The sequence below is a fragment of the uncultured Muribaculum sp. genome (genome assembly GCF_910583865.1).
Classification (GTDB): Bacteria; Bacteroidota; Bacteroidia; order Bacteroidales; family Muribaculaceae; genus Muribaculum.
In genome coordinates this window covers 49,915-73,579 of sequence record NZ_CAJTYX010000006.1, presented here as the reverse complement: position 1 = coordinate 73,579, position 23,665 = coordinate 49,915, and the positions used below count along the sequence as shown (strand labels likewise).

Here is a 23,665-nt window from a genome sequence, read left to right as displayed (position 1 = left end):
TATCAATGACAGTCAACACAATATCACGATATGCTTTCATTCTTGCAGGTGTGGCCATGCTTTCGAGCTGCCACATCTACAAGAAGTTTGAAATGCCGTCCGACGAGCCTGTGCTTGCAGATTATGTCGAGGCTCGCGATGCCGCTCCCGACTCGGCGTCGTTCGGCAACATGCGCTGGCAGGAGATGTTCACCGATCCTCTCCTTGCCGACCTTATCGGGCGTGCGTTGGTAAACAACGTCAATCTTCAGAACGCTAAGCTGAGCGTGGACATGGCTCATTCGCAGCTCAAAGGTGCCCGTCTGAGCTATTTGCCGTCGCTTACTCTCGCCGCCTCGGGCAACAAGGCCTACTATGACATCACAGGCATGCGCGACTTGCCATGGACCTACCAGGTGCCGCTTTCTGCAAGCTGGGAAATAGACATCTTCGGCAAGACGCTCAATACGAACCGTCGCGCAAAAGCCGCCTTGCTCCAGAGCGAGGCTTACGAGCAGGCCGTGCGTTCACAGATCATCGCCGGAGTGGCCAACTGCTATTATGCCATAGCTATGATCGAGAAGCAGCTGGAGATTACACGCGAGACCGCAAAGCTCTGGGGGCAGAACGTGGAGATAATGAAGGATTTCAAGGAGGCCGGACGTGTCACCGAGGCCGCCGTGGTGCAGAGTGCTGCGAACTACTACAGCATACAGGCATCAATCACCGACCTTGAAGTAGCCCTCAACGAGGCCAACAACTCCATGTCGCTCCTGCTCAACGTCACCCCGCAGACGTGGGGCATCTCTCCGGATGCCGCATTCTCCATGCCGGGAATGATTAGCGCAGGAGTGCCTATGCGTGAGCTTGCAGCACGTCCCGACGTGCGCGCGGCAGAGCAGTCAGTGGCCATGGCTTACTATGCGACCAACCAGGCGCGTGCGGCGTTCTATCCCGGACTCACCATATCCGCGACCGGCGGCTTCACCAATTCGGTAGGGTCGGCGGTGCTAAATCCCGCCAACTGGTTTGCCAATCTTGCCGGTTCGCTTACGGCACCGCTCTTCGCACGCGGACAGCTCATCAGCAATCTCGAGGTTGCGAAAGCCAACCAGGCCGTGGCTATGAACAACTTTGAGAACACCCTCATGAGCGCTGCAGCCGAGGTTAGCGACGCCTACCTCACTCTGGAGAAGAGCGCCGAGAAGTCGCAGCTTCTTTCCAAGCAGGTGGCTGAACTGGAGAAGTCGGTGGAGTACACTATGGAACTTCTCTCCTACAACGGCTCGACCTCCTATCTCGAAGTCCTTACGGCACAGCAGACCCTCCTCCAGGCGCAACTCAACAAAGTCACTTGCGACAATACGCATGCGCGCGCTGCGATCAGCCTCTATCAGGCTCTTGGTGGCGGACGTTAACACAACCCTTAAATTTCATATGTCATGATTAGTCCATTAGCACATGTAGATCCGGCTGCCAAGATAGGCAACAACGTAAAGATCTATCCTTTCGCGTTTATCGATGCCGATGTCGAGATTGGTGACGACTGCGTGATTATGCCTTATGTGAGCATAATGAGCGGCACGCGTATAGGGCATCACAACAAGATATATCAAGGCTCTATCATCGGGGCTGATCCGCAGGATTTCCGTTGGCGAGGTGAAAAGACCTACTGTGTCATCGGCGACAACAACATAATCCGTGAGCAGGTCATCATCAACCGGGGTATCCGCGCCAACGGCGCCACCACCATCGGCAGTGATTCGTTCATCATGGCCGAGGCACATGTCGGACATGACTGTGTCATCGCCAACAAGGTTGTGCTAGGCAACGGTGCCACCGTGGCCGGCGACTGCAAGGTGGGTACATGCTCGATACTGTCGTCCAATGCCGTGCTCCACGAGCGCAGCGAGGTTGGCAACTGGGTCGTGATAAAGGGCGGCTGCCGCATCACAGGCAACGTGCCTCCTTATGTCATCATAGCCCACAACCCTGCCGTCTACTATGGTATCAACGCTTTCATCATGCGCAAGCACGGTTTTACCGACGAGCAGATTGACGATGTTGCCAAGGCCTACCGCCACATCTACCAGGCCGGCACATCGGTGTTCAACGCCCTTAAGCGTGTCGAGGCCGACGTCGCTCCAAGCGACATACGCACCAACATCGTCGATTTCATCCGCGCCCACCAGCTCAAGATCGTCGCTGTCCCCACCGAACTCGAATAACCTCGCTTTTCAAGTTCTTATATAAATAAAAAGCGCCGTTTGTCACTCCATTGGCTTACGGCGCTTTTCATATATACTACCATTTGTCTTTACACTTTTTTGCGGATGCCGGGTTGGGACATAAATATAATTGTTGTAAATTTGTTGAGAATAACTACTAAACATACAGTCACTATCATGAGCGCAACAATAGCACCGTTCAAATTCGTGCCTTACCTGAAGTCAGTGCTTTGGGGAGGCGACAAGATCGCACCGTTCAAAGGTATCGTAACCGACCAGAAGGCCATAGGCGAAAGCTGGGAGATATCGGGAGTGCCCGGCCACGAGTCGGTGGTGGCGGAAGGTCCCGACAAGGGGATGACCCTCCCCGCACTTATCGAGAAATATGGCGCACGCCTTGTGGGTGACCAGGTGTATGCCCGGTTCGGTACCAAGTTCCCCTTGCTCATCAAGCTTATCGACGCCAAGAAGGATCTCTCTGTACAGGTGCATCCCGACGACGAACTTGCCAAGAAACGCCACGACTCTCTCGGAAAGACCGAGATGTGGTACATCGTCGATGCGGAGCCGGGCGCAGAGATATATGCTGGGCTCTCGAAGCAGATCACTCCTGACGACTATACACGTCTCGTCGAGGAGAAGAAGATAATGGATGTCATCGCCGCCCACGACTCACATGCCGGAGATCTCTTCTTCCTCCCTGCCGGACGCATCCATGCAATCGGCGCAGGCAACCTTCTTGCCGAGATCCAGGAGACGAGCGACATCACCTACCGCGTCTACGACTTCGACCGTCGCGATGCCAACGGCAATACCCGTGAACTTCACACCGAGCAGGCAAAGGATGCCATCGACTATACCGTATATCCCGAATACAAGTCGGAATACGACCGCGACGCAAAGGGCGAAGTTCCTCTGATTGATTGCGACTATTTCGACGTCAACCTCGTAAAAGCCGACGGACGCCAGCCGATAGCCATGAGCCACGATTCGTTCATGGTGGTGATGTGTCTCGAAGGCGAGTGTGAGATAATCACCGACAAGGGTACACTCACTCCCATGCGACGTGGCGAGACCATCCTCGTTGCCGCAGCCACCGCTTCCATCGAAGCCAACGGCACCGCTACCCTCCTCACCGCCCAAGCATAAATCCTCCCCACCACATCGACCGCTTTCTATGGATACAGTGAAGCAGACCATTGAGCGACTCCGCGCCGAAATCGACAGGCACAACCACAACTACTATGTGCTCAACTCGCCTGAAATTTCCGACTATGATTTCGACATGATGCTCAAAGAGCTGGAACGCCTTGAAAAGGAGCATCCGGAGTTTGATGACCCACTTTCTCCCACTCACCGCGTAGGTTCCGACATCAACAAGGCTTTCGAGCAGTGGGAACATCGTCGTCCGATGCTCTCGCTCGGTAACACTTACTCCATAGAAGAGGTCGATGAATGGGTGGCGCGTGCGCGTGAAGGATTAGGCGGCGAAGCTTTCAGCATTGTCGGAGAGATGAAGTTCGACGGTACGTCGATTTCGCTTACCTACGAGCACGGACGTCTGGTGCGTGCCGTCACACGCGGTGACGGTGAGCGCGGTGACATAGTCACTGATAATGTTATGACTATCCGCTCTATACCTCTTAAATTGCAGGGATCGGGCTGGCCTGACGAATTTGAAATCCGCGGCGAGATTCTTCTGCCCTGGAAAGCCTTCGACAGGCTTAATGCCGAGCGGGAGTTCAACGAGGAGCCGCTGTTCGCCAATCCACGCAATGCCGCCGCCGGCACTCTTAAGATGCAGAATTCGGCTGAGGTGGCACGCCGCGGCCTCGATGCCGTGTTCTACTATCTTCTCGGCGACAACCTTCCCCACGACAACCATTTCGACAACATGGAGGCTGCCCGTTCATGGGGCTTCCGTGTGTCGCCCGAGATGAGGCTGATGACCACCATCGGTGAGGTCGACGATTTCATTGCCCATTGGGATGTAGCACGCAAGCAACTGCCATGGGCCACCGACGGCCTCGTGTTAAAGGTCAACAACCTGCGTCAGCAGCTCAACCTCGGCTACACGGCCAAATCGCCACGATGGGCCGTCGCCTACAAGTTTGCCGCCGAGCGTGCCCTGACGCCTCTGCGCCATGTCTCGTTCGAAGTAGGGCGCATGGGCGTCGTAACTCCTGTCGCCAACCTCGAACCGGTGCTCCTGTCGGGCACTATCGTGAAGCGCGCGTCGCTCCACAATGCCGACATAATCGCCAAGCTCGATATCCATGAGGGAGACCATCTCTACGTGGAGAAGGGTGGGGAGATCATCCCGAAGATTACGGGTGTGGATGTCGACGCACGTACTCCCGGCGCCGCTCCGGTACGTTTCGTAACACACTGCCCGATCTGCGGCACCCATTTGGTGCGCGTCGAGGGAGAGGCCTCTTGGATGTGTCCCAACAAGCTCGGATGCCCGCCCCAGATATGCGGACGCATAGAGCACTTCGTTGGACGCCGCATGATGAACATCGAGGGGATCGGTGAAGAGATGTCGGTGCTGCTCTACGAAAACGGCTGGGTGAAAGATCCCGCCGATCTCTACACGCTTTATCGTCATCGCCAGGAGATGCTGCTCCTTCCCGGCATGGGCCCGCGTACTGTCGAGCGTATGCTCGAAGGGATCGAGGCCTCCAAAAAGGTTGGCTTCGACCATGTTGTGTTCGCCCTTTCGATAATGTTTGTCGGAGAGACGGTGGCAAAGAAGCTCGCGCGTTCGATGCGCGACATCGACTCTCTGATGAATGCCGACGTGGAGACTCTTACTGCCATCGACGACATCGGCCCGCGTATCGCCCGGTCGGTGGTGGACTATTTCGCACATCCGGTCAATCGCGACATTGTGGAGCGCCTGCGTGCCGCCGGCGTCTGTATGTCCATGCCTGAGGAACCGTCTGACAGCACATCCGAGATACTTTCAGGAAAGACTGTGGTGATTTCAGGCACGTTCGCCCGTCATAGCCGTGAGGAATACAAGGAAATGATCGAGCGCAACGGAGGTAAGAATGTTGGTTCGGTAAGCAAAAAGACCGATTTCATACTTGCCGGCGAAAACATGGGCCCTGCCAAGCTTGAAAAAGCCCGTTCGCTCGGCGTCACTATCCTCAACGAGGATGAATTCCTGAGCATGCTTGGACAGGCCGAATGACCCGGTCGCCCCATATGCATCCATCGGCCACAATCAATAGATTTTAATATGACACCTGAAGAACGTCTTAAGATAGAAGAACGCATCATCACGATGCTAAAGACCGTGTTCGACCCCGAGATTCCTGTCGACATCTACAATCTGGGGCTTATCTACAAAATCGACCTCGCCGACAACGGCGACCTTACGGTCGACATGACTCTAACTGCTCCGAGCTGCCCCGCAGCCGATTTCATAGTGGAGGATGCCCGCATAAAGCTCGAAAGCATCGAAGGGGTGGCCAATGTCACCATAAACATAGTTTTCGAGCCGGAGTGGTCTAAAGAAATGATGAGCGAGGAAGCAAAGCTCGACCTTGGATTCCTTTGACTTGACCGGCATGCGTTGACCGTCCCATCCTTGGTCCGAAAGGTGTCAAACCCGAATTAACGACTATGGTCTACTTCATCTCCGACCTCCATCTCGGAGCCACATACCTGCCCGACGCACGCCTTTACGAGCAGAGAGTGGTCGACTGGCTCGGCAGCATCCGCCACGATGCTACCGAACTTTACATGCTCGGCGATATTCTCGACTATTGGTTTGAATACCGTACCGTGGTACCACGCGGTTATGTGAGGTTTTTTGGTGCGCTTGCTTCGCTCGCCGATGCCGGTGTGGAGATATATTGGTTTATCGGCAACCACGACATATGGCTTTTCGACTATCTGCGCGATGAGATCGGCATGACTGTAATCGATGGCGTACTCGAAAAGGATATCCTCGGAAAACGTTTTTTCCTCACTCATGGCGACGGCGTGGGACGGCTTCCGAGGTCGTTCCGCATATTGCGCGCCATATTTCGCAACCGCGTGTGCCAGAAGCTGTACTCCGGCATCCATCCCCGTTGGACTATCCCGTTTGCCCATCGCTGGTCCACATCGAGCCGTGATTTCTGCAAGGATGACATTCCGCGTTTCGCCGGGCCTGACAGCGAGCCTCTTGTATGCTTCTCTGAAGAATACTCGGCCTCGCATCCCGACATCGATTACTTCATCTACGGACATCGCCACGTACTGGTCGATTACGCGCTGTCGACGGGAGCACATATGGTGATACTTGGCGATTGGATTCATCATTTCAGTTATGGTGCATTCGATGGGGCAAAGCTGTCGTTGTACCGGTGGGATGGTGACAAGGGGGTATTATACGACTCGGATTATAAAAATTTTACTTAATGTAACATTTCTTTATTACACTTTATATCGTCGTGTGAATCAGTGGGTTATTGAAATACATAGTCTGATTTTGCTAAAAATACTTAAAAAACATGTTGCTAAACATGCTTTTTATTTTTGTCACCTCGCAAAAAAGAATGACCTTTGTAACGCAAACCTAAAACAATCTTTTTTACCTTAGAAATTGTACCTATTGGAAACCCATAAAAAGGAACTTGGTGACAAGTTCCTTTTTATTTTTACTGTCTTGTAGCATTAAACCGCACGGAGCATCATCCGACGTAGGGATGCTTCCCGAAGCATCCGAATTAACGCACGGAGCACACGGAGAGCATAGAGGAAGATGTGTCGATGATCCTTTTATTCTCTGTGCTCTCCGTGTGCCCCGTGCGGTTTCCCATTCCCGGCGACAACCTGCAAGTGCATAAAAAACAGGCTCTGAATCCGATGATTCAAAGCCTGTCCAAGTACCTGAAGTGGGACTCGAACCCACACAGCCGTAATGGCCAAGGGATTTTAAGTCCCTCGTGTCTACCATTCCACCATTCAGGCGACCGGTATATGTCGTGCAAAGTTATGCAGTTTTTTTCGATTGTGCAAATCTTTATTTCTGCATAATGCGGGCCATGTCGCGCTTGTCCTCGCGCTCTTTGATTGACTGGCGCTTGTCATACTCTTTCTTGCCACGGGCGATTCCTATCACCAGCTTTGCCAGGCCTCGTTCGTTGATGAACAATCGCAGCGGCACTATCGTGAAGCCGGCCTCTTTGCCTGATTTTTCCAGACGTGCGATCTCCTTGCGGTTGAGCAGGAGCTTGCGGTCGCGTCGTTCGGTATGGTTGTTGTATGTGCCATAGAAATATTCAGCGATGTACATGTTTTTGACCCATACCTCGCCGTTGTCGACGAAGCAGAATGTGTCGGCAAGGCTCGCCTTGCCCTGGCGCAGCGATTTAATCTCGGTCCCGGTAAGCACGATGCCTGCCGTAAACGTCTCGGATATGGCGTAGTCGAATGTGGCACGCCGGTTCTTTATGTTGATTTCTTTAGTTGCCATATTTTGCGGTTTTATATCGGCATTAACAGCTTGAATATGTAGCCGATTACGTAAGGGGGGATGAGGATGAACAGGGCGCAGAGCAGCAAGAACGTAGGAATCCTGCCTTCATCCACGTTGAGATACTGCCGTCCGGCCCACATGACTATCAGCACGAAAAGCGGCATGAACTGCACCAGGGAAAGCTCCATCGGCAGACAGTTGCGCACCATGGTTATGAGGGCCAGGATGGCGAGGTTGTATATTATGAACGTGTTTATCTTCTTTTCTCCGGGATTGTCGCCTGACACATGTCCGATCGTGGCCGACATGAGCGCTGAGGCCAGGAAATAGGCGACGAAGTAGCTGACAAAAGTAACTACGGCACTTTCAATAAGCATGGGGAGGGTGAGATGCTTGTCGTAGATTCTCGGAATGAACGCTGAGCATGCCGTGATGCCAAGAAACGGGTAGAAGCCTGAGGCGGCGAGCTGTTGTGGCTGCTCGCCGACAGCGGCCACGTCGGTCCATCCTTTGCTTGGCGATATGATAAGCTGCATTAGGCAGCCGAGGAATTTCAACATGTCGTGTATAGTATGATTTTGCGGGTTGTTTACTAATAAAATTACCAATAGTCAGTCATGCAAAATTACGAAAAAAATAGCTAATTTTGACCCCTTGATGGAAAACTCGACTACATCCTCGGTGAATCCATCGCGGCAGCGTGATACCGTGATGTCGATTGTGAAAGGAATGGCTATCATCCTCATGGTTGCCGGCCATGCCGAAGGAGGTGACATGCTCGTGCGGTTCATATACCTGTTTCATATGCCGGTGTTCTTCATCGCTGCCGGCTATTTCTTTTCCCCTTCGAGCCTCGATGACCCATGGCGTTTCTGCGTGAAGCGTGTCAAGGGTCTTTATCTCCCTTTCCTCAAGTGGGCCATCTTGTTTCTGGTTATTCATAATGTACTGTTCCATTTCGGGATACTCAACGAGACTTACGGCAACTGGAAAGGTGGGGTGACGCATCCCTACACGGTGCATTCGTTCCTTCAGCGCTTGGTGCACATAGTTTTCTCGATGGCCGGTTACGATGAGTTTCTGGCCGGGGCATTCTGGTTTTTCCGTGCACTGCTTGTCACCTCGGTGGGCTACCTGCTCCTGCGTCTGCTGTTGAGAAGCCTCTGTCCCGGCATCGGCACGGTCAAGGCTTCGCTGGTGATCTGTGGGGCAGCTCTCGCTTTCGCTCTGTTCAAGATCGGGTGCGACATGCGCATAGTCACAATCGTGCAGGGTGGAATCCGGGAGACGTGGGGTATATTCTTCTTCAGCTTCGGAGTGATATTCAAGGCCATGGAGGGACGCATACCTGCTATGAAGTGGTGGAACGCCGTGGCTGTATTCGCATTTCTGGTAGCCGGCGCCTGGCTCGAATGGACAGGCATGACGCTTACGCCCACTCTTCTCACAGTGGCCACTCTGCCGGTCACGGGCATACTCGGCTTCATGATGCTCCGCTGGATAGCGCGCCATGTCGACAGCCACGACAATGCGCTGCGTCGGGCGTTAATTACCGTAGGCGAGATGACCATGTGCGTATTTGTGTTCCACATCGCGGCGTTTAAGCTCGTCAGTCTCGTCAAGATATGGTGGTACGGACTCGACTTCGCCCAGATAGGATGCCATATGGTGATTCATGAGCATGCCGCTACCGATTTTTTTTGGATAGCATACACGATTGTGGGCGTGGCGCTGCCGATTGGTTGGAAATTGGCCTACGACAGAATCGAGGCAAGGATGCGTGATGCCCGCATGGCACGTGCTTATAATATTAAGTAACTCGCAAAAATTATTTCGCATATGATAAATTCTAAAGCTTTATATTTCCGCCGGAGAATTTTCGGCGCTTTCCGCTCTCTTCATCAGTCATGTAGCTCGCTACACTCCCTCTTCATCGAGCAAAAATCGCTCGAAAATTCTCTCGTCGTAAATATAAAATAATTTTTGCGAGTTACTTACAGAAAATGGATGACAGTACTTTTGCCGATGATATTTCCGTGCGCTACAGCGGCCACACGGCTCTTTGTGAGATTGACATTCCCGGACAGCGCGCCATAGAGGGCGGTCGTGTGCTCGTTGTGGGAGCGGGCGGACTCGGCTCTCCCGTGTGCCTGTACCTTGCCGCCGCCGGGGTGGGTACGATAGGTGTCATTGACGGTGACACTGTGTCGTTGAGCAATCTGCAACGTCAGGTGATACATCATACATCCGACATCGGCACTTTGAAGGTCGAGAGCGCCGCCGCCAAGATGCGTGCCGTCAATCCACATGTCGTAGTGGTGTCTATGACCGAGATGCTCACTCCCGACAATGCGAGGTCGATTGTGGAAGGATATGATGTGGTGGCCGATTGTACCGATAATTTCGCCACTCGCATGCTGCTTAACGACACCTGCGTGGCTCTCGGCAAGCCTATGGTCTACGGTGCTGTGCAGCGCATGGCCGGGCAGGTGTTCACTTATCTTCCCGGAGGAGCCGACTACAGGGCATGGTTCGGCGACATTCCTCCACGCCGGGAACAGCCATGTTCGGTCAACGGCATCATGAACACGGTGGCGGGAGTGATAGGCACGCTTCAAGCCACCGAGGTAATAAAGTGCCTCGCCAAGGCCGGTGACCTGCTTGACCGGCGCATGCTGCTGTTTGACGCGGTGACCATGACCTTCCGCACCATAAAATATGGCCGTTGAAAGGCTTTTTTTCAGATGGCGTTCATTTTAATTGACATGTATGCGCATGTTAAGTGTAAATTAATTGTGCGATGGTAAATTTGTGGATATATAATATCCAACACTAATCTAAAAACCATAGCACAGCAAGTTATGAGACGATTCATTCATGGCGTCATCGCAGGCGCCGTGCTGGCTCTACCTTCGGGCGCTTATGCCAAGGATATCCAGCAGTTCATAATCAACGGACAGAGTCTTTCCACCGGCCATCAGTCATGGCCCGTAGTATCCGTGGAGAATATTCCGGGCAACTACATGCTTGGCCCGGAGGTATGGGTCAACGCCGGAATCGGAGATGCGCATTGGGGTACATGGACGCTCCAACCTCTGAGGGGAACGATGGCACACTTCTGTACGGAAAGTAACGACAACCATCGTAATGGAACTGCTATCTCTGAGTGCCCGATACATGGTGCTGTAAACCATATGCAGCTCACTTTCTTAAAAGGACAGGATCTGCTCGCCACTTCCGTTGGTGTAAGTGGTGCGTCAATCGAGGAACTTTCAAAGGAGTGCACGCAGCGTAAGTTCTACGGCCAGTTTGTGGAATCGTTGGATCATGCGGTTGAAGAGACGAGGAAGTCGGGCTACGATGCTATTACTTGTCCTGCCATCTTCTGGATGCAGGGAGAGTTCAACTATATTGTCAAGGGCGAGCATTGCGGACTTAACGCAGGAGAGGACAACTGCACCGATACAAAGACCTACAAGGAATTCATGTTAAAGCTGAAAAACAACATGCAGCATGACATCATGGCCAAATACGGTCAGCAGAAGGCTCCGTTGTGGATTACCTATCAGGTCGGCGCACAGTATGTGCGTGATAAAATCAGCATAGGTATGGCGCAACTTCAGGCCGCCAACGAATATGACGACATCATAATGGCGGGATCCCCTTATCCTTGCACTGATCGTGGCGGGCATCTCGATGCCAACGGCTATCGTTGGTTCGGCGAGATGCTTGCCAAGGCTTACTATAAGAGCCAGGTGCTTGGTGAGAAGGTGATTCCCCTCCAGCCGAAGAAAATCACGCGTGAGGATGGAGGAAAGACCATCCGCGTTAAATACTATGTGCCTGTAGGACCGATGGTATTTGATACCGATATACTTCCTAAAATAAAGAATTACGGCTTCAATGTTTACCATAATGGATATGGTGGCGGTGCTCGTCAGAATATCAAGAGTATCACAATCGAGGGTGATGATGTCGTGATGAAGTTTGACAACGCGCTAACCGGTAAGGTCGTGGTCACTTATGCCGATCCCGAGGCTCGCATAGAGAACCAGCCTGCAGGACTCGACCATCTCCAGGGCCATGGCAATCTTCGCGACAGCGACCCCTATAAGAGCGCTTTGACCTATGTCGATCTTGATGCGAAGAATTCTGACGGCAGCTATGTCTATTCCCGCAACGCTTCCGAGACGCGCCTGCGTCCCGACTACGAGCCTAAGGATGCCGATGGCAATGTAATCTATGGCAAGCCGTATCCTCTCTACAATTTCGGTATGGCGTTCTACTATACTCTTGAGAAGAAGGTTGATGAGCTTGAGATTCTTGACGAGAACAATAATCCGGTGCCTGTGGAAGAACGTGAGCCGGGCGTTCTCGACGTGGCCTATGTCGATGCTTTAAATGGCGCGGATACCAACGACGGTTCCGTTACCGCCCCTTTTTCTTCTCTCACCAAGGCTGTGGCCTCGGTGAGATGGGACGGCGCGAAGGTGGTTGTGAACGGTACGGTGCAGGTAGCCGATGAACTGAATCTTGAAGGCTACACCGCTCTTACAATAGAGGGTGCCGGTGACGGCGCATGTCTCGACGGCATGGGTGCCACTCGTCTTGCCGAGACCGAACGTGTCAATATGGTGCTTCGCAATCTTGCATTCACGAATTTCCTTGCCAACGGCGCAGGTGGAGTGTTGAGCATGAACGGTGGAGACCTTACCGTGGAGGGCTGCTCTTTTTCGGGAAACGGCACATCGCGCATGATAGATGAGAACGGCGGAGTTTTTAGCCTGCGCAATTGTGGAAATGTGTTGATAACCGGTTCGTCGTTTGTGGACAATATAGCATTTCGCGGTGGTGTCGTCTACACGTACCTGACCTCTCAGCTCACGGTGGATAAATCCGTATTTGACGCCAACAAGTCGATCAAAAATCCTAATGAGGGAAACAACGATTCGCGTGGTGGAGCTATGTCTATATGGGGAACCAGCGTTGATATAGACAACTGCGTGTTTACCCGTAATGAATCGTCGAACCAGTGTGGTGTGTTCCAGCTCGGATGGACCAATATAGCCGACCAGCATTTCACTGTGAAGAACTGTGACATACTTGACAACAAGGCTCCCAATGACCACGGCGGCGTGCTTGTGGCAGAAAATTGCGGCCAGCGCAACTTCGTATATAATTTCATAAACTGCACCATCTCGGGCAATACCAATAATGCCTGTGGATCGGTGGCATGGGTGCATAATGACGGTAACGTGTCGCCTACCCAGACGCTCAATATATATAACTGTACCGTGACGGGTAATCACAGCAATGGCAATACATTCCACAGCACGATTCTTCTGTGGGAGTCCGATCTAAAGACCAATATTGTAAATACGATTCTTGAGGGTAACACTACCGGTGGCAACAAAGAGTATTCTGACCTGCATGCCGGTGAATATACCGTTGCAAAGCAGGAGAATATCAATATCAACCATTCCGTAGTGGGCAAATTCTATACACTCAAGCAGGACAACACTTCCGGACAGGATCGCGGTGTGCCTGTGTGTGATGAAAAGACTCAACTCAACGTATCTCCCTACAGTGTTTCCCAAGGTGCGGCCAACTATGCCGGCTTGTTGCCGCGAAATGATGATAACGCCTATATATTCGCGTCGATGGATGCAAACGGCGTGGGAATGGGGAGCGATAAGCTCCTCTCCGATAAATATGGAATCGCTACAGACCGTTTCGGCAATGAGCGTAAGCTCGATTGTATAGGTTCGGTTGAGCTTGTGGAAGGGCATACTACCGGAATACAGCTTGTCACGGCTGAGGATGCACGTTTGCGCCTTCGGCTCGATGGCGAGAATCTTCACGTGTCGTCGCAACTCTACGGTAATGGTGTTTCTCTCGAAGTCTACACTGTCGACGGACGCCGCCTTATGAGCGTGCCGATGTCGGACGGTGATGCTGCTATAAGCATCCGCACTCTCGGCTCGGGATTGCGCGTGCTCCGCGTAGCGTCATCATCGACAGCTCGTACCGCTGTGTTTCATATCTGATTTAAGTGCTTGTCCTGTATCATATAGGCTCAAATACAACATAAAGCAAGGGCTTCGTTTGATGAAAACGAAGCCCTTGCTTTATGTTACGATACGTTTTATCAGATGAGGTACTGTGAGGAGATGGACTGGTTTTCGTGGACGCGGCGGATGGTGTCGGCGAAGAGATGGGCTACAGAGAGGATGGTGCACTTCTTGCAGTCGCCGGTGTATGGGATGGAGTTGGTGAATATCATCTCACAGATGCCGCAGTCGGTGACGCGTTGGCTTGCGGGGTCGCTCATGATGGCATGCGAGCAGAGAGCACGCACGCTCTTGGCGCCTTCGCTCATCATAAGGTCGGCTGCCTTGGTGATAGTGCCGGCTGTGTCGACCATATCGTCGATGAGGATTACATTCTTGTCCTTTACCTCACCGATTACGGTCATCGAGGCAACAACGTTGGCTTTGGCGCGCTGCTTGTGGCAGAGCACGAGGGGCACGTTGAAGTATTTCGCGTAGTTGTTGGCACGCTTCGCGCCGCCCACGTCGGGAGTGGCGATCACCATGTCGGGGAGATGCAGCGACTCGATATAGGGGATGAACACCGACGATGCGTAGAGATGGTCGACGGGTACATTGAAGAATCCCTGAATCTGGTCGGCGTGGAGATCCATGCAGATGACGCGGTTTACTCCGGCTGTGCTGAGAAGATCAGCCACGAGCTTTGCGGCAATCGACACACGCGGCTTGTCCTTGCGGTCCTGACGTGCCCATCCGAAGTAGGGCATGACAGCGATGATTGATGCTGCGGATGCACGCTTGGCAGCGTCGATCATGAGCAGCAGCTCCATGAGGTTGTCGCTGTTGGGGAATGTGGATTGTACGAGATATACCTCGCATCCACGGATGGATTCCTCGAACGACACCTCGAACTCGCCGTCGGCGAAGTGCTGGATGTTCATTTTGCCAAGCTCCACGCCAAGGTCCTTGCATATCTCCTTGGCCATGTACTCCGACTTCGTACCGGCAAAAATCTTAAAAGGGGGTAACATTACAAGAAAGTGTATTTAAGTTCAGAAATTTCGGATTCGATGGTGCAAAGTTATCGCTTTTTGGCGGATAATCGACCCGTCGTGGTCTACTTTTTATAGCGTGACAGCACGTTCTTGTGTTTGATTTTCCAAACCGTCGCATCGTAAGGCCCGATTTCGGCCTCAAACGGCATGTCGTACGACAGATGCTTGCGCATCATGTCGTGCGATAGCAGGTCGATGGCCACGCAGTCGCCTTGCGGTATGCCCAGTGTCTCGAACGCGTGCAGTGGGATGTTGATCTTCAGATTGCACGGCACGGAGTCGAAGTTTACGGCTATGAGCAGCGTCTCGTCGTCACAACTGCGCAGGAACACGTACTGGCGATGGGGATTGAGGGTATGATTCTCGTAGTTGACATACATCAGGTCGAAGAACCGGCCTCTCGCTATGGCTTTCTCCTGGTTGCAGATGGTGAGTATGGTCTTGTACTTGTCGCGCAGCCAGCGTTCGCGCGAGGTAAGAAGTTCGGAGTCCCAATTGCCGGAATTCATCCAGCGACGTATGGTCGGTATGCTCCAGTAGTCGAATATGGTGGTGCGGCCGTCATGCCCGCTGAACCCCTCGGCATCGGTGGCCTGTTCGCCGAGTTCCTGTCCGGCATATATCATCATCGGGCCTGTCGAGATGAACGCGCTCACCACGAGCGACGGTATGACAAGCGACGGGTCGCCGGCGTACTGCACCGAGCCGAAGCGTTGTTCGTCGTGGTTTTCGAGGAAGTTGAGCATGTTTGCACCAATCCCCTCCACGGTCTGCCAGCAGTGGGTGAGCTGGGCCGCCGACACGTTGTGGCACTGTATGCCGCGCAGTGTGTCGTATAGGTTTACTTTGTCGTAGAGATAGTCGAACCCGCCGTATTTGATGAAGTCGCGGTAGAGCGCCACATCGTAGATTTCTGCGATAAACACAATGTGGGGATAGCGTTCGCGGATGTTTGATATGGCCCATTGCCAGAATTCGAGCGGCACCATGTGGGCCATGTCGCAGCGGAATCCGTCGACCCCCATATCGCACCAGTAGCGTAGAATGGCGAGCATGTCGTGCCATGTGCGCGGAATGGGATAGAAATGCCTGCTTTGGTCGCCATAATCCACGCCGTAGTTTAGCTTGACGGTCTCATACCAGTCATATTGCGAGGGGAATGCTGTGAAACAGTCGTTGCCCGAGGCTTTGGCGGGAAACTCCACGTATGCGTTGTCGCCCGAACCGAGGTTGATCGATGGCGCGAACAACTGGTGAGGTATGTAGTAGAAGCTGTTGTCGCGGGCAAAGAAGCGATTGCGGTCGTCGCCTACTCCGAAATCCTTTACTTTCGGAGGCTTGGCGTCGGAAATGTATTGGCGGGACACATGGTTGGGCACGAAGTCGATAATGACTTTCATCCCGGCATCGTGAGTACGGTCGACAAGCGCCTGGAATTCCTCGATACGCTTGTTTACGTTGACAGCGATGTCCGGGTCGATATCATAGTAGTCCTTTATCGCATACGGCGATCCTGCGCGTCCTTTTACGATGTATGGATTGTCGCGGGGTATGCCATAACGGCTATAGTCGGTCTTGTTGGAGTGCTCGATAACTCCGGTGTACCATATGTGTGTGACACCAAGTCCTTTTATGCTTTTGAGCACTTTCGAGGTGATGTCGTTCATCTTTCCCGAACCGTTCTGCTCAATGGTGCCGTCGGGCACGCAATGATCGCACGGGTTGGCAAACAGTCTGGGAAGAAGCTGATAGATGATCGGTTTTTCGGTGGTCATAAAACGGTCATAGGATTGAAAATGACGACTTCGGAATCGGAGATTCTGCGAGCGCTTTCTTTGTTGCATAGTAGCCGCTCTTGAACATCCTTTCCTTTTCTTTTAATGTAAACACGCCCATGTCGGCGATTGAATCTACCGACACTACAGTATCGCACAACTGTATGTCGGCAACGGCATTGTTTCTCGACATCAGGTGGAATGATCGTGTGGCGACATCCAGTATGTTGCCTGAGGAACGCTCGGGTTTTATCTGCGGGCTTACGTTTATCCCTATCAGGTGTGAGGTGTCGTCGCGTATTGCCCATGACGGCAGATTGTGGAGCACTCCACCATCGACATAATGTATTCCTCCGATGACTACCGGCTTGAACACTACAGGCATGGAGCATGAGGCGAGGACACGCTCCGATATTGAGCCTTTCCGCCACTGGACCGGTTTGCAGTTGTCGAGGTCGGTGGCGCATATCACTGTCGGTACGGGGCATTCTTCAAGTCTCCTGACTTTAAGATTCTCGTTGATGAAAGCGTGGAATCCTTTCATCGTGAAGAATCCTCCGCTGGGGACACCTATTTCGCAGAAGTCCCAGAAACGGGCCTTCATGAAGCAGCGCATTATCTCCATCGGGCGGAGTCCGCTTCCGTAGAGAGCCGCGGCTATGCTGCCGGCACTTACTCCGGCCACGATATCGGGATGTATACCCTGCTCTTCCAGGGCATACAGCGCGCCCAGATGGGCGAATCCTCTGGCTCCTCCTCCGCTGAGCGCAAGACCGATTTTATAGGGTCGACGTCGAAACATTACCATAGGTCTTATTTGTGAAATCAGATTTATTAAGTCATCTCACAAATATAACAAGTGAACACACAAATTTAGTTCTTTCAACTGAAAGAGTATGGGTCGTCGGGGAATAAAAAGCGGGCGTTGTGTATTAATGAATGTTAATAGCTGCACGTCCTCCTTGGTCAGCTGCGGAATGTGATAAGCTTGTTGTAGATGTAGTACGACACTGTGTATATGATGTTGCCGCAGACTGTAGCTATTCCGTAGCCGGAGAGGGTGAAAGAGAACAGCGTGTATTCCCATGTCCGTAGTCCGGTCTCATTGAACAGAAGCCACACAGTGAGGAGTTGCACGCCATAGCACACGGCCGCTCCCGACAGGAATGCTATCGCCTCACGGGCGTAGTTGCCTGATGTGCGGAACACCCACCGCTTGTTCCATATGAACGAGTTGACGATGCCGCAGATGTAGCCAAGGGCGTTGGATAACCATGGATTCAGGCCGAGGATTGATTTGCACAGAATAATCACACCGAAAGTCACGAGCGTGTTAATTACGCCTACGCAAGCGTATTTTATGAATTGTAGCGCTGACTGGTTTAGCGGGAGTTTCATGCTTTGTGTCTGTGATGTTTCCACGGGGGATTATGGTTGTTTATTTTTTGTCGCAGTCTTTGTGGTTCTGACGGTCGGGGGTGTCGAGGCAATATGTGTCGCCGAGTACGGGGAGCGACCATCCGTAGCGCAATGCGAGCACTCTCATGGCTATTACCGTGGCCGCGCATGCTATTCCCTGCACAGTTACCGGCGCGCCGAACGCGATCAGCATTCCGTAGACCAGCCCTCCGGCGAGGCATGCCGTGGCATAGAGGTCCTTCTTGAACAGGAGCGGCTCGCTGTTGATTAGTATGTCGCGTATCACACCTCCGATGGCTCCTGTGATTATTCCCATTATTATGGCCACCCATAGGGGATAGTCGGCGTCGATGGTCTTTTGTATGCCTATCACTACGAAAAGGGCTAACCCGATTGTGTCGAAGATGAAGAGCACGCGGGTGTGCACGAGTATGCGTCTGAACACTATCACCACAATCAGCGACAGCCCTGTCACAGCGAGATACCACCATGTCTGCATCCAGAATACCGGTATGTCGAGGAGGATGTCGCGCAAAGTTCCTCCGCCTATGGCAGTGACCAGCCCCACGGTATAGGCCCCGAACCAGTCGAACTGCTTTGCCGCTGCCATTCTTATGCCGGATATGGCAAACGCTACAGTGCCGATTACCTCGATGATGAATAGGAATGCCTGCTCGTAGTCCATGATGACGGGTCGTTATTTGGCTTATCTGTCTTGCCGAGGCATCTTGTCGGATACCGGCGCTTTCCTGGTGCCGTCAGAGTAATATCGGCAGACTTCGGTTAAATAACAGTTGAGGCAGTCGGGACGCCGGGCCTTGCAGACGTATCGTCCGTGTAGTATGAGCCAATGGTGGGCCTTGGGGATGACCTCCTCGGGGATATTGGCGCAAAGGGCCTTCTCGGTGGTGAGCGGATTCTTTGATCCGGTGGTCAGGCCGATGCGTTCGCTCACACGGAACACGTGGGTGTCTACAGCCATGGCGGCCTTGTTCCATACAACGGCGAGCATCACGTTGGCGGTCTTGCGGCCTACTCCCGGCAGGCGCATCAGCGAGTCGATGTCGGATGGCACTTCGCCACCGAACTCATCGACAAGCATCCGTGCCGCGCCCAACAGGGAACGGGTCTTGTTGTTGGGATATGATACGGAGCGGATGTATCCGAAAATCTCCTCCTCCGTGGCTGCAGCCATGTCGGCAGGGGTAGGGTAGGCCTCGAAGAGCGCGGGTGTGACCATGTTTATGCGCTTGTCAGTGCATTGTGCAGACAGGATTACCGCCACCAGAAGGTGGAACGGCGTGTCGTAGTGTAGTTCGGTCTCCGCCACGGGCATGGCCTTGTCAAAGATTTCCAATACCCGTCGGTAGCGCTCTTTCGTGGTCATGTCGTTGGCTCTTTTTATTTATGTGCCGCAGTGAACTCGTCGAGGAATCTTGTGTCGTTCTCCGAGAAGAGACGCAGGTCATTGACCTGGTATTTCAGGTTTGTGATACGCTCGACACCCATGCCGAGTGCGAATCCGGAATATACCGAGCTGTCTATGCCGCAGGCCTCGAGCACGGCAGGGTCGACCATGCCGCAACCGAGGATTTCGACCCATCCGGTGTGTTTGCAGAAAGAGCATCCCTTGCCTCCACACAGGTTGCAGGAGATATCCATCTCGGCCGAGGGTTCGGTGAAGGGGAAGTAGCTCGGGCGCAGGCGTATCTTTGTCTCCGGGCCGAACATTTCACGTGCGAAATACAGTAGGGTCTGGCGTAGGTCGGCAAACGATACGTTCTTGTCGACATACAGGGCCTCCACCTGATGGAAGAAGCAGTGGGCACGTGCCGATATGGCCTCATTGCGGTAGACGCGTCCGGGGCATATGATGCGTATAGGTGGCCGCGTGGTCTCCATCACGCGCGACTGCACAGACGATGTGTGGGTGCGCAGCAACACGTCGGGCGAGCGCTGGATGAAGAATGTGTCCTGCATGTCGCGTGCCGGATGGTCGGCTGCGAAGTTCATGGCCGAGAACACGTGCCAGTCATCCTCGATTTCGGGACCTTCGGCAAGTGTGAACCCGAGGCGCGAGAATATATCGATGATTTCTGCACGCACGAGCGACAGCGGATGGCGGGTGCCAAGCGCTAAGGGGGCTGCGGTTCGGCTCATGTCAATCGACACTTCGGAGGCCTCGCCGTTGTCGAGGGCATCGCGCAGGGCGTTGATCTTGTCGGTGGCGAATGTCTTTAGTTCGTTGAGCGGGGCGCCGATGGCGCGTTTCTCGTCGGGGGATAGCGCGCGGAAGTCGTTGAACAGTGCGTTTATCTCACCCTTCTTGCTGAGGTATTTGATGCGCAGTGACTCCACTTCGGCTGCGTCGGCGGCTTTCAGACCGTCGATTTCGGCATGGAGTGCTTGTATCTTGTCTAACATTTGCTAAGTAGATTTTACGGATGCAAAGTTACGGTTTTTATTTCAAAGTACGGTAGTCGCGTGAATAGCGCAGCATCTGCGGAATGTAATCTTCGGAGTAGGAGACTGTCACGTCGGTGATGGCGCCGTCGGAGTCGCGCACGAGTGAATAGACCGGGTTTACGAATCCACGGTAGGGGGCGATGTCGAGATGGCTGTAGCGCTCGAGCACCTCATTGTGGATGGCGGGATCGACCTTCACGGCATATTTTTCCACAAGGTCACGCCCGGCCTGATAGTCACCTTCACTCTTTATGCGCTGTATCTCTCCAAGGAGCTGTCCGAAGAGCTGTCGCAGCTTGGCATAGTCATTGATGCGGATGTAGGTCTTGCCGTCGCGTTTGACATATTCAATCACGTTGTCGGGCTTGCCATGCTCGTAGGCCCATTCCGAGATGAGCTTGCGGTTGCGCATGTGAGCCTCCTCGACATCCTTTCCAGGCTCTATGCGCATGAGCTGTGTCATGAGTCCGTTGAGGATATACTTATAATATTCGGCCTTGTAGGCGTCGGGGTTGTCGAGCAACCCGAGTTCGAGCAGCTTGGGGTCGGCCAGGTAGTAGAGCGCGAACAGGTCGGCGCGGGCCTCCTCAAGAGTGGAGCCGTGGGCTTTGAGCGCGTCGGGATCGACACCCGGGAGCAGACGGCCCGATGCATGGCCGAGGCATTCGTGGAGGTCGGTATGGAGATTATCGGTGATGAACAGATAGTCGTCGAGCAGCTTGGACGTGGCGTCATCAATCACGAACTCCTGATTGAAGCCGTTGCCGTGTGATGCCTCGTCGTAGGCCTGGGTGATATTTTCCAGTGTCACGGACTTAGAGCCGTGTGCCGCGCGAATCCAGTTGGCGTTGGGGAGATTGATGCCGATAGGTGTGGCAGGGTAGGCGTCACCGGCGAGAATGGCGGCGGTGATTACCTTGGCGGTCACCCCTTTCACTTTCTCCTTGCGGAAGCGCGGATCGACAGGCGAATGTTCTTCGAACCACTGGGCATTTCCGCTGATGGTCTCGGTGCGCTTAGATGCCGGGATGTTCTTGAAGTTGACGATAGATTCCCACGAGCCGGTCATACCGAGCGGGTCGCCGTAGCTTTCGATAAATCCGTTGATGAAGTCTACCTGCGAGTCGGTCTCCTCGGCCCAAAGGATGGAGTAGTCATCGAAGGTCTTGAGGTCGCCGGTGGTATAGAATTCAATGAGTTTGTCGATATAAGCTTTCTGAGCCGGATTCTCGGCATAAATCGAGGCGAGGGAGAGTTCGCGTACTATGCGCTGGATGGCCTTTGTGTATAGACCTCCCAGTTTGTAAGGGAGCTCCGTGACCTTGCCGTTGACTTTCACTTTCTTCGTATTGAGCCCGTAGGATACGGGAGTGAGCGAAGTGGTGTCCTTTATGGCATTGAAGTAATCCTCGATTTCTTTCTGGGTGAGACCTTCCTCATACATGTTGACAGCCGATGTCATGATAAGATCCTGACCTTCGGCCTGGTTGACGCGCTTGGCCATGAAGTCGGGATTGAATATCAGCTTTATGAGCTGTGGTTCGTGGGGTGGACGCTGATTGTCGGGAATCTTCACGAGCTGTGTCATGATCCACCGGCGTGAGAATTCGGGCTTGAACTTGTCCATCGAATAGTGGTGGTGGACGCCGTTGGCAAACCATACCTGCTTAAGGTATTTCTCGAACGCCTTGAATTCAGGATCCTCACGATTGCCGGTGTAGCCGGTGTAGATTTTTTCGAGCATGTCGCGCAACTCGAGGTTGAGTCGGCAGTTCTGATCCCAAAGTATGTCGCGTCCGGCCAGTGCGGCCTCGGTAAGGTGGTAGACGAGCATCTTCTGGCTCAGTGACAGTTTCTCGAAGTCGGGCACCGGATAGCGCAGTACCTCTATATCGGCGAACCGGTCGACCACGTAGTCGAATTTCTTATTGTCGGAGGCCATTGCGGATGAGGTTGAAGTAAGTGCCATGGCCGCTATGCAGCCGCAGGCGATATGTCGTGATATGTTCATGATGTACGGTTATTTCATTCTACATAAAGGATAAGCCCTTTGAGGTATTCGCCTTCAGGATGGTAGATGTTGACCGGATGGTCGGCGGGCTGTGTGAGCTGGTGGAGTATGCGCACCTTGCGGCCGCTCTGGGCTGCGGCGGAGAACACGGCGAGCCTGAACTGTTCGCGGCTCACAGCCTGTGAACATGAGAACGTGAACAGGATTCCTCCGGGGGCTATCTTGGCGAAAGCTGCGGCATTGAGACGCCGGTAGCCTGTGAGCGCGTTCTTTAAGGCGCTGCGGTGTTTGGCGAAGGCCGGAGGGTCGAGGATGATGAGGTCGAAAGCCCCACGCTCCATGCCGGCGAGATAGTCGAACGCATCCTGCGCTATAGCCGTGTGGCGTGTGTCGTCGGGGAAGTTGAGCGCAACATTTGCTTCGGTGAGCGTCACGGCCTTGGCGGAACTGTCTACGGAGCATACGGATGTCGCTCCTCCGCGCATGGCATAGACCGAGAATCCTCCGGTGTAGCAGAACATGTTGAGTACCCGTCGTCCTGCTGAATATTTTTCGAGCAGGGCGCGGTTGTCGCGTTGGTCGACGAAGAACCCTGTTTTTTGTCCTTTGAGCCAGTCGATATTGAATCGTAGCCCGTTTTCCATCGCCACGTTTGTGGAGAACGTGCCTATGATGTAGTCGTTCTGTGGATCGAGGTGAGCCTTGTAGGGGAGTGTTGTCTCCGACTTGTAGTAGACATTCTTTATGGCCGCTTCGGGAATTTCGGTGAGACACCGGGCTATGGTGTCGCGCATGAAGTGCATGCCCGGTGAGTGGGCCTGCAGTACTGCGGTGTCGCCGTAGATGTCGACCACGAGCCCCGGAAGAAAATCGCCTTCACCGTGCACCAGGCGGTAGGCGTTGTTGTCGGGACGTATCAGGCCGAGAGCACGACGCAGGCTGAAGGCCGCTTTCAGCCGTTCGGCGAAAAATGTCTCGTCGATGACGGCATCTCCCCACCGGAGAATGCGCACGATGATGCTCCCTATCTGGTAGTGTCCCACACCGATGAGACGTTTGTCGCTGCTTTCTACGGCCACCACGTCGCCCTCCTCGATCCCGTCGGGGATATGGGCGACAGCTCCGGAGAACACCCAGGGATGGAAACGCTCAAGCGATTGTTCTTTGCCGCGTCGTAGCGTGATGCGAGGATATTCCATAATTATATAG

The 23,665-nt window shown here is 53.4% G+C and carries 20 protein-coding genes and 1 tRNA gene; 9 read left to right on the top strand and 12 right to left on the bottom strand.

Translation table 11 applies throughout. The features are described 5' to 3' along the window. Positions 1–5 precede the first annotated feature (5 nt). From QZ303_RS02595 to QZ303_RS02570, 6 genes are all read left to right on the top strand, one after another. A complete protein-coding gene (locus QZ303_RS02595) occupies positions 6–1,397 on the top strand; it encodes a TolC family protein (protein ID WP_295728658.1) in 1,392 nt (463 codons plus the stop codon). 24 nt (positions 1,398–1,421) lie between these two features. Then, positions 1,422–2,207, top strand: coding sequence for an acyl-ACP--UDP-N-acetylglucosamine O-acyltransferase (gene lpxA / locus QZ303_RS02590; RefSeq protein WP_295728655.1), 786 nt, complete (start codon positions 1,422–1,424; stop codon positions 2,205–2,207). A 189-nt stretch (positions 2,208–2,396) separates the two neighbouring features. After that, positions 2,397–3,356 (top strand): type I phosphomannose isomerase catalytic subunit, encoded by a 960-nt coding sequence (locus tag QZ303_RS02585; RefSeq protein WP_295728708.1) that lies wholly within the window; start codon positions 2,397–2,399, stop codon positions 3,354–3,356. Positions 3,357–3,384: 28 nt separating this feature from the next. Continuing rightward, on the top strand, positions 3,385–5,403 hold the full coding sequence (gene ligA, locus QZ303_RS02580) for an NAD-dependent DNA ligase LigA (RefSeq protein WP_295728652.1): 2,019 nt from the start codon (positions 3,385–3,387) through the stop codon (positions 5,401–5,403). Positions 5,404–5,451: 48 nt separating this feature from the next. Further along, a complete protein-coding gene (locus tag QZ303_RS02575; RefSeq protein ID WP_295728649.1) occupies positions 5,452–5,772 on the top strand; it encodes an iron-sulfur cluster assembly protein in 321 nt (106 codons plus the stop codon). 65 nt (positions 5,773–5,837) lie between these two features. After that, entirely contained in the window at positions 5,838–6,620 is a 783-nt protein-coding gene (locus QZ303_RS02570; protein WP_295728646.1) for a UDP-2,3-diacylglucosamine diphosphatase, read from the top strand. 468 nt (positions 6,621–7,088) lie between these two features. On the opposite strand, the gene QZ303_RS02565 is transcribed toward QZ303_RS02570, so the two are convergent. The 3 genes from QZ303_RS02565 to QZ303_RS02555 form a co-directional block, all read right to left on the bottom strand. Then, a tRNA-Leu gene (locus QZ303_RS02565) sits at positions 7,089–7,172 on the bottom strand. 52 nt (positions 7,173–7,224) lie between these two features. Further along, positions 7,225–7,677 (bottom strand): SsrA-binding protein SmpB, encoded by a 453-nt coding sequence (gene smpB, locus QZ303_RS02560; RefSeq protein ID WP_295728643.1) that lies wholly within the window; start codon positions 7,675–7,677, stop codon positions 7,225–7,227. 11 nt (positions 7,678–7,688) lie between these two features. Next, a complete protein-coding gene (locus tag QZ303_RS02555) occupies positions 7,689–8,240 on the bottom strand; it encodes a hypothetical protein (protein ID WP_295728641.1) in 552 nt (183 codons plus the stop codon). A gap of 97 nt (positions 8,241–8,337) precedes the next feature. Between QZ303_RS02555 and QZ303_RS02550 the strand changes: the two genes are divergently transcribed. The 3 genes from QZ303_RS02550 (at position 8,338) to QZ303_RS02540 (ending at position 13,727) form a co-directional block, all read left to right on the top strand. Then, positions 8,338–9,498, top strand: coding sequence for an acyltransferase family protein (locus QZ303_RS02550; RefSeq protein WP_295728638.1), 1,161 nt, complete (start codon positions 8,338–8,340; stop codon positions 9,496–9,498). A 185-nt stretch (positions 9,499–9,683) separates the two neighbouring features. Further along, complete coding sequence (locus QZ303_RS02545) at positions 9,684–10,409, top strand: HesA/MoeB/ThiF family protein (RefSeq protein WP_295728635.1); 726 nt, start codon at positions 9,684–9,686, stop codon at positions 10,407–10,409. A gap of 132 nt (positions 10,410–10,541) precedes the next feature. After that, positions 10,542–13,727 carry a sialate O-acetylesterase gene (locus QZ303_RS02540; protein ID WP_295728631.1) on the top strand — a complete coding sequence of 1,062 codons (3,186 nt, stop codon included), beginning with the start codon at positions 10,542–10,544 and terminating at the stop codon, positions 13,725–13,727. Positions 13,728–13,828: 101 nt separating this feature from the next. Here QZ303_RS02540 and QZ303_RS02535 read toward each other — a convergent pair whose 3' ends face one another. From QZ303_RS02535 to QZ303_RS02495, 9 genes are all read right to left on the bottom strand, one after another. Beyond that, positions 13,829–14,761 carry a ribose-phosphate pyrophosphokinase gene (locus QZ303_RS02535; protein WP_295728629.1) on the bottom strand — a complete coding sequence of 311 codons (933 nt, stop codon included), beginning with the start codon at positions 14,759–14,761 and terminating at the stop codon, positions 13,829–13,831. A gap of 86 nt (positions 14,762–14,847) precedes the next feature. Next, positions 14,848–16,560: an alpha-amylase family glycosyl hydrolase gene (locus tag QZ303_RS02530; protein WP_295728626.1), complete on the bottom strand. Its 1,713-nt coding sequence runs from the start codon at positions 16,558–16,560 to the stop codon at positions 14,848–14,850. A 7-nt stretch (positions 16,561–16,567) separates the two neighbouring features. Next, a complete protein-coding gene (locus tag QZ303_RS02525; protein WP_295728622.1) occupies positions 16,568–17,362 on the bottom strand; it encodes a patatin-like phospholipase family protein in 795 nt (264 codons plus the stop codon). 164 nt (positions 17,363–17,526) lie between these two features. Further along, positions 17,527–17,958, bottom strand: a complete 432-nt coding sequence (locus QZ303_RS02520; RefSeq protein ID WP_295728619.1) for a GtrA family protein — start codon at positions 17,956–17,958, stop codon at positions 17,527–17,529. A gap of 40 nt (positions 17,959–17,998) precedes the next feature. Continuing rightward, positions 17,999–18,664, bottom strand: coding sequence for a trimeric intracellular cation channel family protein (locus QZ303_RS02515; RefSeq protein ID WP_295728616.1), 666 nt, complete (start codon positions 18,662–18,664; stop codon positions 17,999–18,001). Between the two features lie 21 nt (positions 18,665–18,685). Then, positions 18,686–19,366, bottom strand: coding sequence for an endonuclease III (gene nth, locus QZ303_RS02510; protein WP_295728613.1), 681 nt, complete (start codon positions 19,364–19,366; stop codon positions 18,686–18,688). 14 nt (positions 19,367–19,380) lie between these two features. Then, the gene (gene pheS / locus QZ303_RS02505) at positions 19,381–20,403 is read right to left on the bottom strand and encodes a phenylalanine--tRNA ligase subunit alpha (RefSeq protein ID WP_295728610.1); all 1,023 of its coding nucleotides are present in this window, start codon (positions 20,401–20,403) and stop codon (positions 19,381–19,383) included. A gap of 37 nt (positions 20,404–20,440) precedes the next feature. Continuing rightward, complete coding sequence (locus QZ303_RS02500) at positions 20,441–22,414, bottom strand: dihydrofolate reductase (protein WP_295728705.1); 1,974 nt, start codon at positions 22,412–22,414, stop codon at positions 20,441–20,443. Positions 22,415–22,470: 56 nt separating this feature from the next. Next, a complete protein-coding gene (locus tag QZ303_RS02495; protein WP_295728608.1) occupies positions 22,471–23,655 on the bottom strand; it encodes a class I SAM-dependent rRNA methyltransferase in 1,185 nt (394 codons plus the stop codon). Positions 23,656–23,665: the final 10 nt, after the last annotated feature.

Coding starts and splice junctions, on each gene's coding strand:
- QZ303_RS02595 (WP_295728658.1), top strand. CDS start 6: ATGACAGTCAACACAATATCACGATATGCTTTCATTCTTGCAGGTGTG.
- lpxA (WP_295728655.1), top strand. CDS start 1,422: ATGATTAGTCCATTAGCACATGTAGATCCGGCTGCCAAGATAGGCAAC.
- ligA (WP_295728652.1), top strand. CDS start 3,385: ATGGATACAGTGAAGCAGACCATTGAGCGACTCCGCGCCGAAATCGAC.
- QZ303_RS02575 (WP_295728649.1), top strand. CDS start 5,452: ATGACACCTGAAGAACGTCTTAAGATAGAAGAACGCATCATCACGATG.
- QZ303_RS02570 (WP_295728646.1), top strand. CDS start 5,838: ATGGTCTACTTCATCTCCGACCTCCATCTCGGAGCCACATACCTGCCC.
- smpB (WP_295728643.1), bottom strand. CDS start 7,677: ATGGCAACTAAAGAAATCAACATAAAGAACCGGCGTGCCACATTCGAC.
- QZ303_RS02555 (WP_295728641.1), bottom strand. CDS start 8,240: ATGTTGAAATTCCTCGGCTGCCTAATGCAGCTTATCATATCGCCAAGC.
- QZ303_RS02550 (WP_295728638.1), top strand. CDS start 8,338: ATGGAAAACTCGACTACATCCTCGGTGAATCCATCGCGGCAGCGTGAT.
- QZ303_RS02545 (WP_295728635.1), top strand. CDS start 9,684: ATGGATGACAGTACTTTTGCCGATGATATTTCCGTGCGCTACAGCGGC.
- QZ303_RS02540 (WP_295728631.1), top strand. CDS start 10,542: ATGAGACGATTCATTCATGGCGTCATCGCAGGCGCCGTGCTGGCTCTA.
- QZ303_RS02535 (WP_295728629.1), bottom strand. CDS start 14,761: ATGTTACCCCCTTTTAAGATTTTTGCCGGTACGAAGTCGGAGTACATG.
- QZ303_RS02530 (WP_295728626.1), bottom strand. CDS start 16,560: ATGACCACCGAAAAACCGATCATCTATCAGCTTCTTCCCAGACTGTTT.
- QZ303_RS02525 (WP_295728622.1), bottom strand. CDS start 17,362: ATGTTTCGACGTCGACCCTATAAAATCGGTCTTGCGCTCAGCGGAGGA.
- QZ303_RS02520 (WP_295728619.1), bottom strand. CDS start 17,958: ATGAAACTCCCGCTAAACCAGTCAGCGCTACAATTCATAAAATACGCT.
- QZ303_RS02515 (WP_295728616.1), bottom strand. CDS start 18,664: ATGGACTACGAGCAGGCATTCCTATTCATCATCGAGGTAATCGGCACT.
- nth (WP_295728613.1), bottom strand. CDS start 19,366: ATGACCACGAAAGAGCGCTACCGACGGGTATTGGAAATCTTTGACAAG.
- pheS (WP_295728610.1), bottom strand. CDS start 20,403: ATGTTAGACAAGATACAAGCACTCCATGCCGAAATCGACGGTCTGAAA.
- QZ303_RS02500 (WP_295728705.1), bottom strand. CDS start 22,414: ATGGCACTTACTTCAACCTCATCCGCAATGGCCTCCGACAATAAGAAA.
- QZ303_RS02495 (WP_295728608.1), bottom strand. CDS start 23,655: ATGGAATATCCTCGCATCACGCTACGACGCGGCAAAGAACAATCGCTT.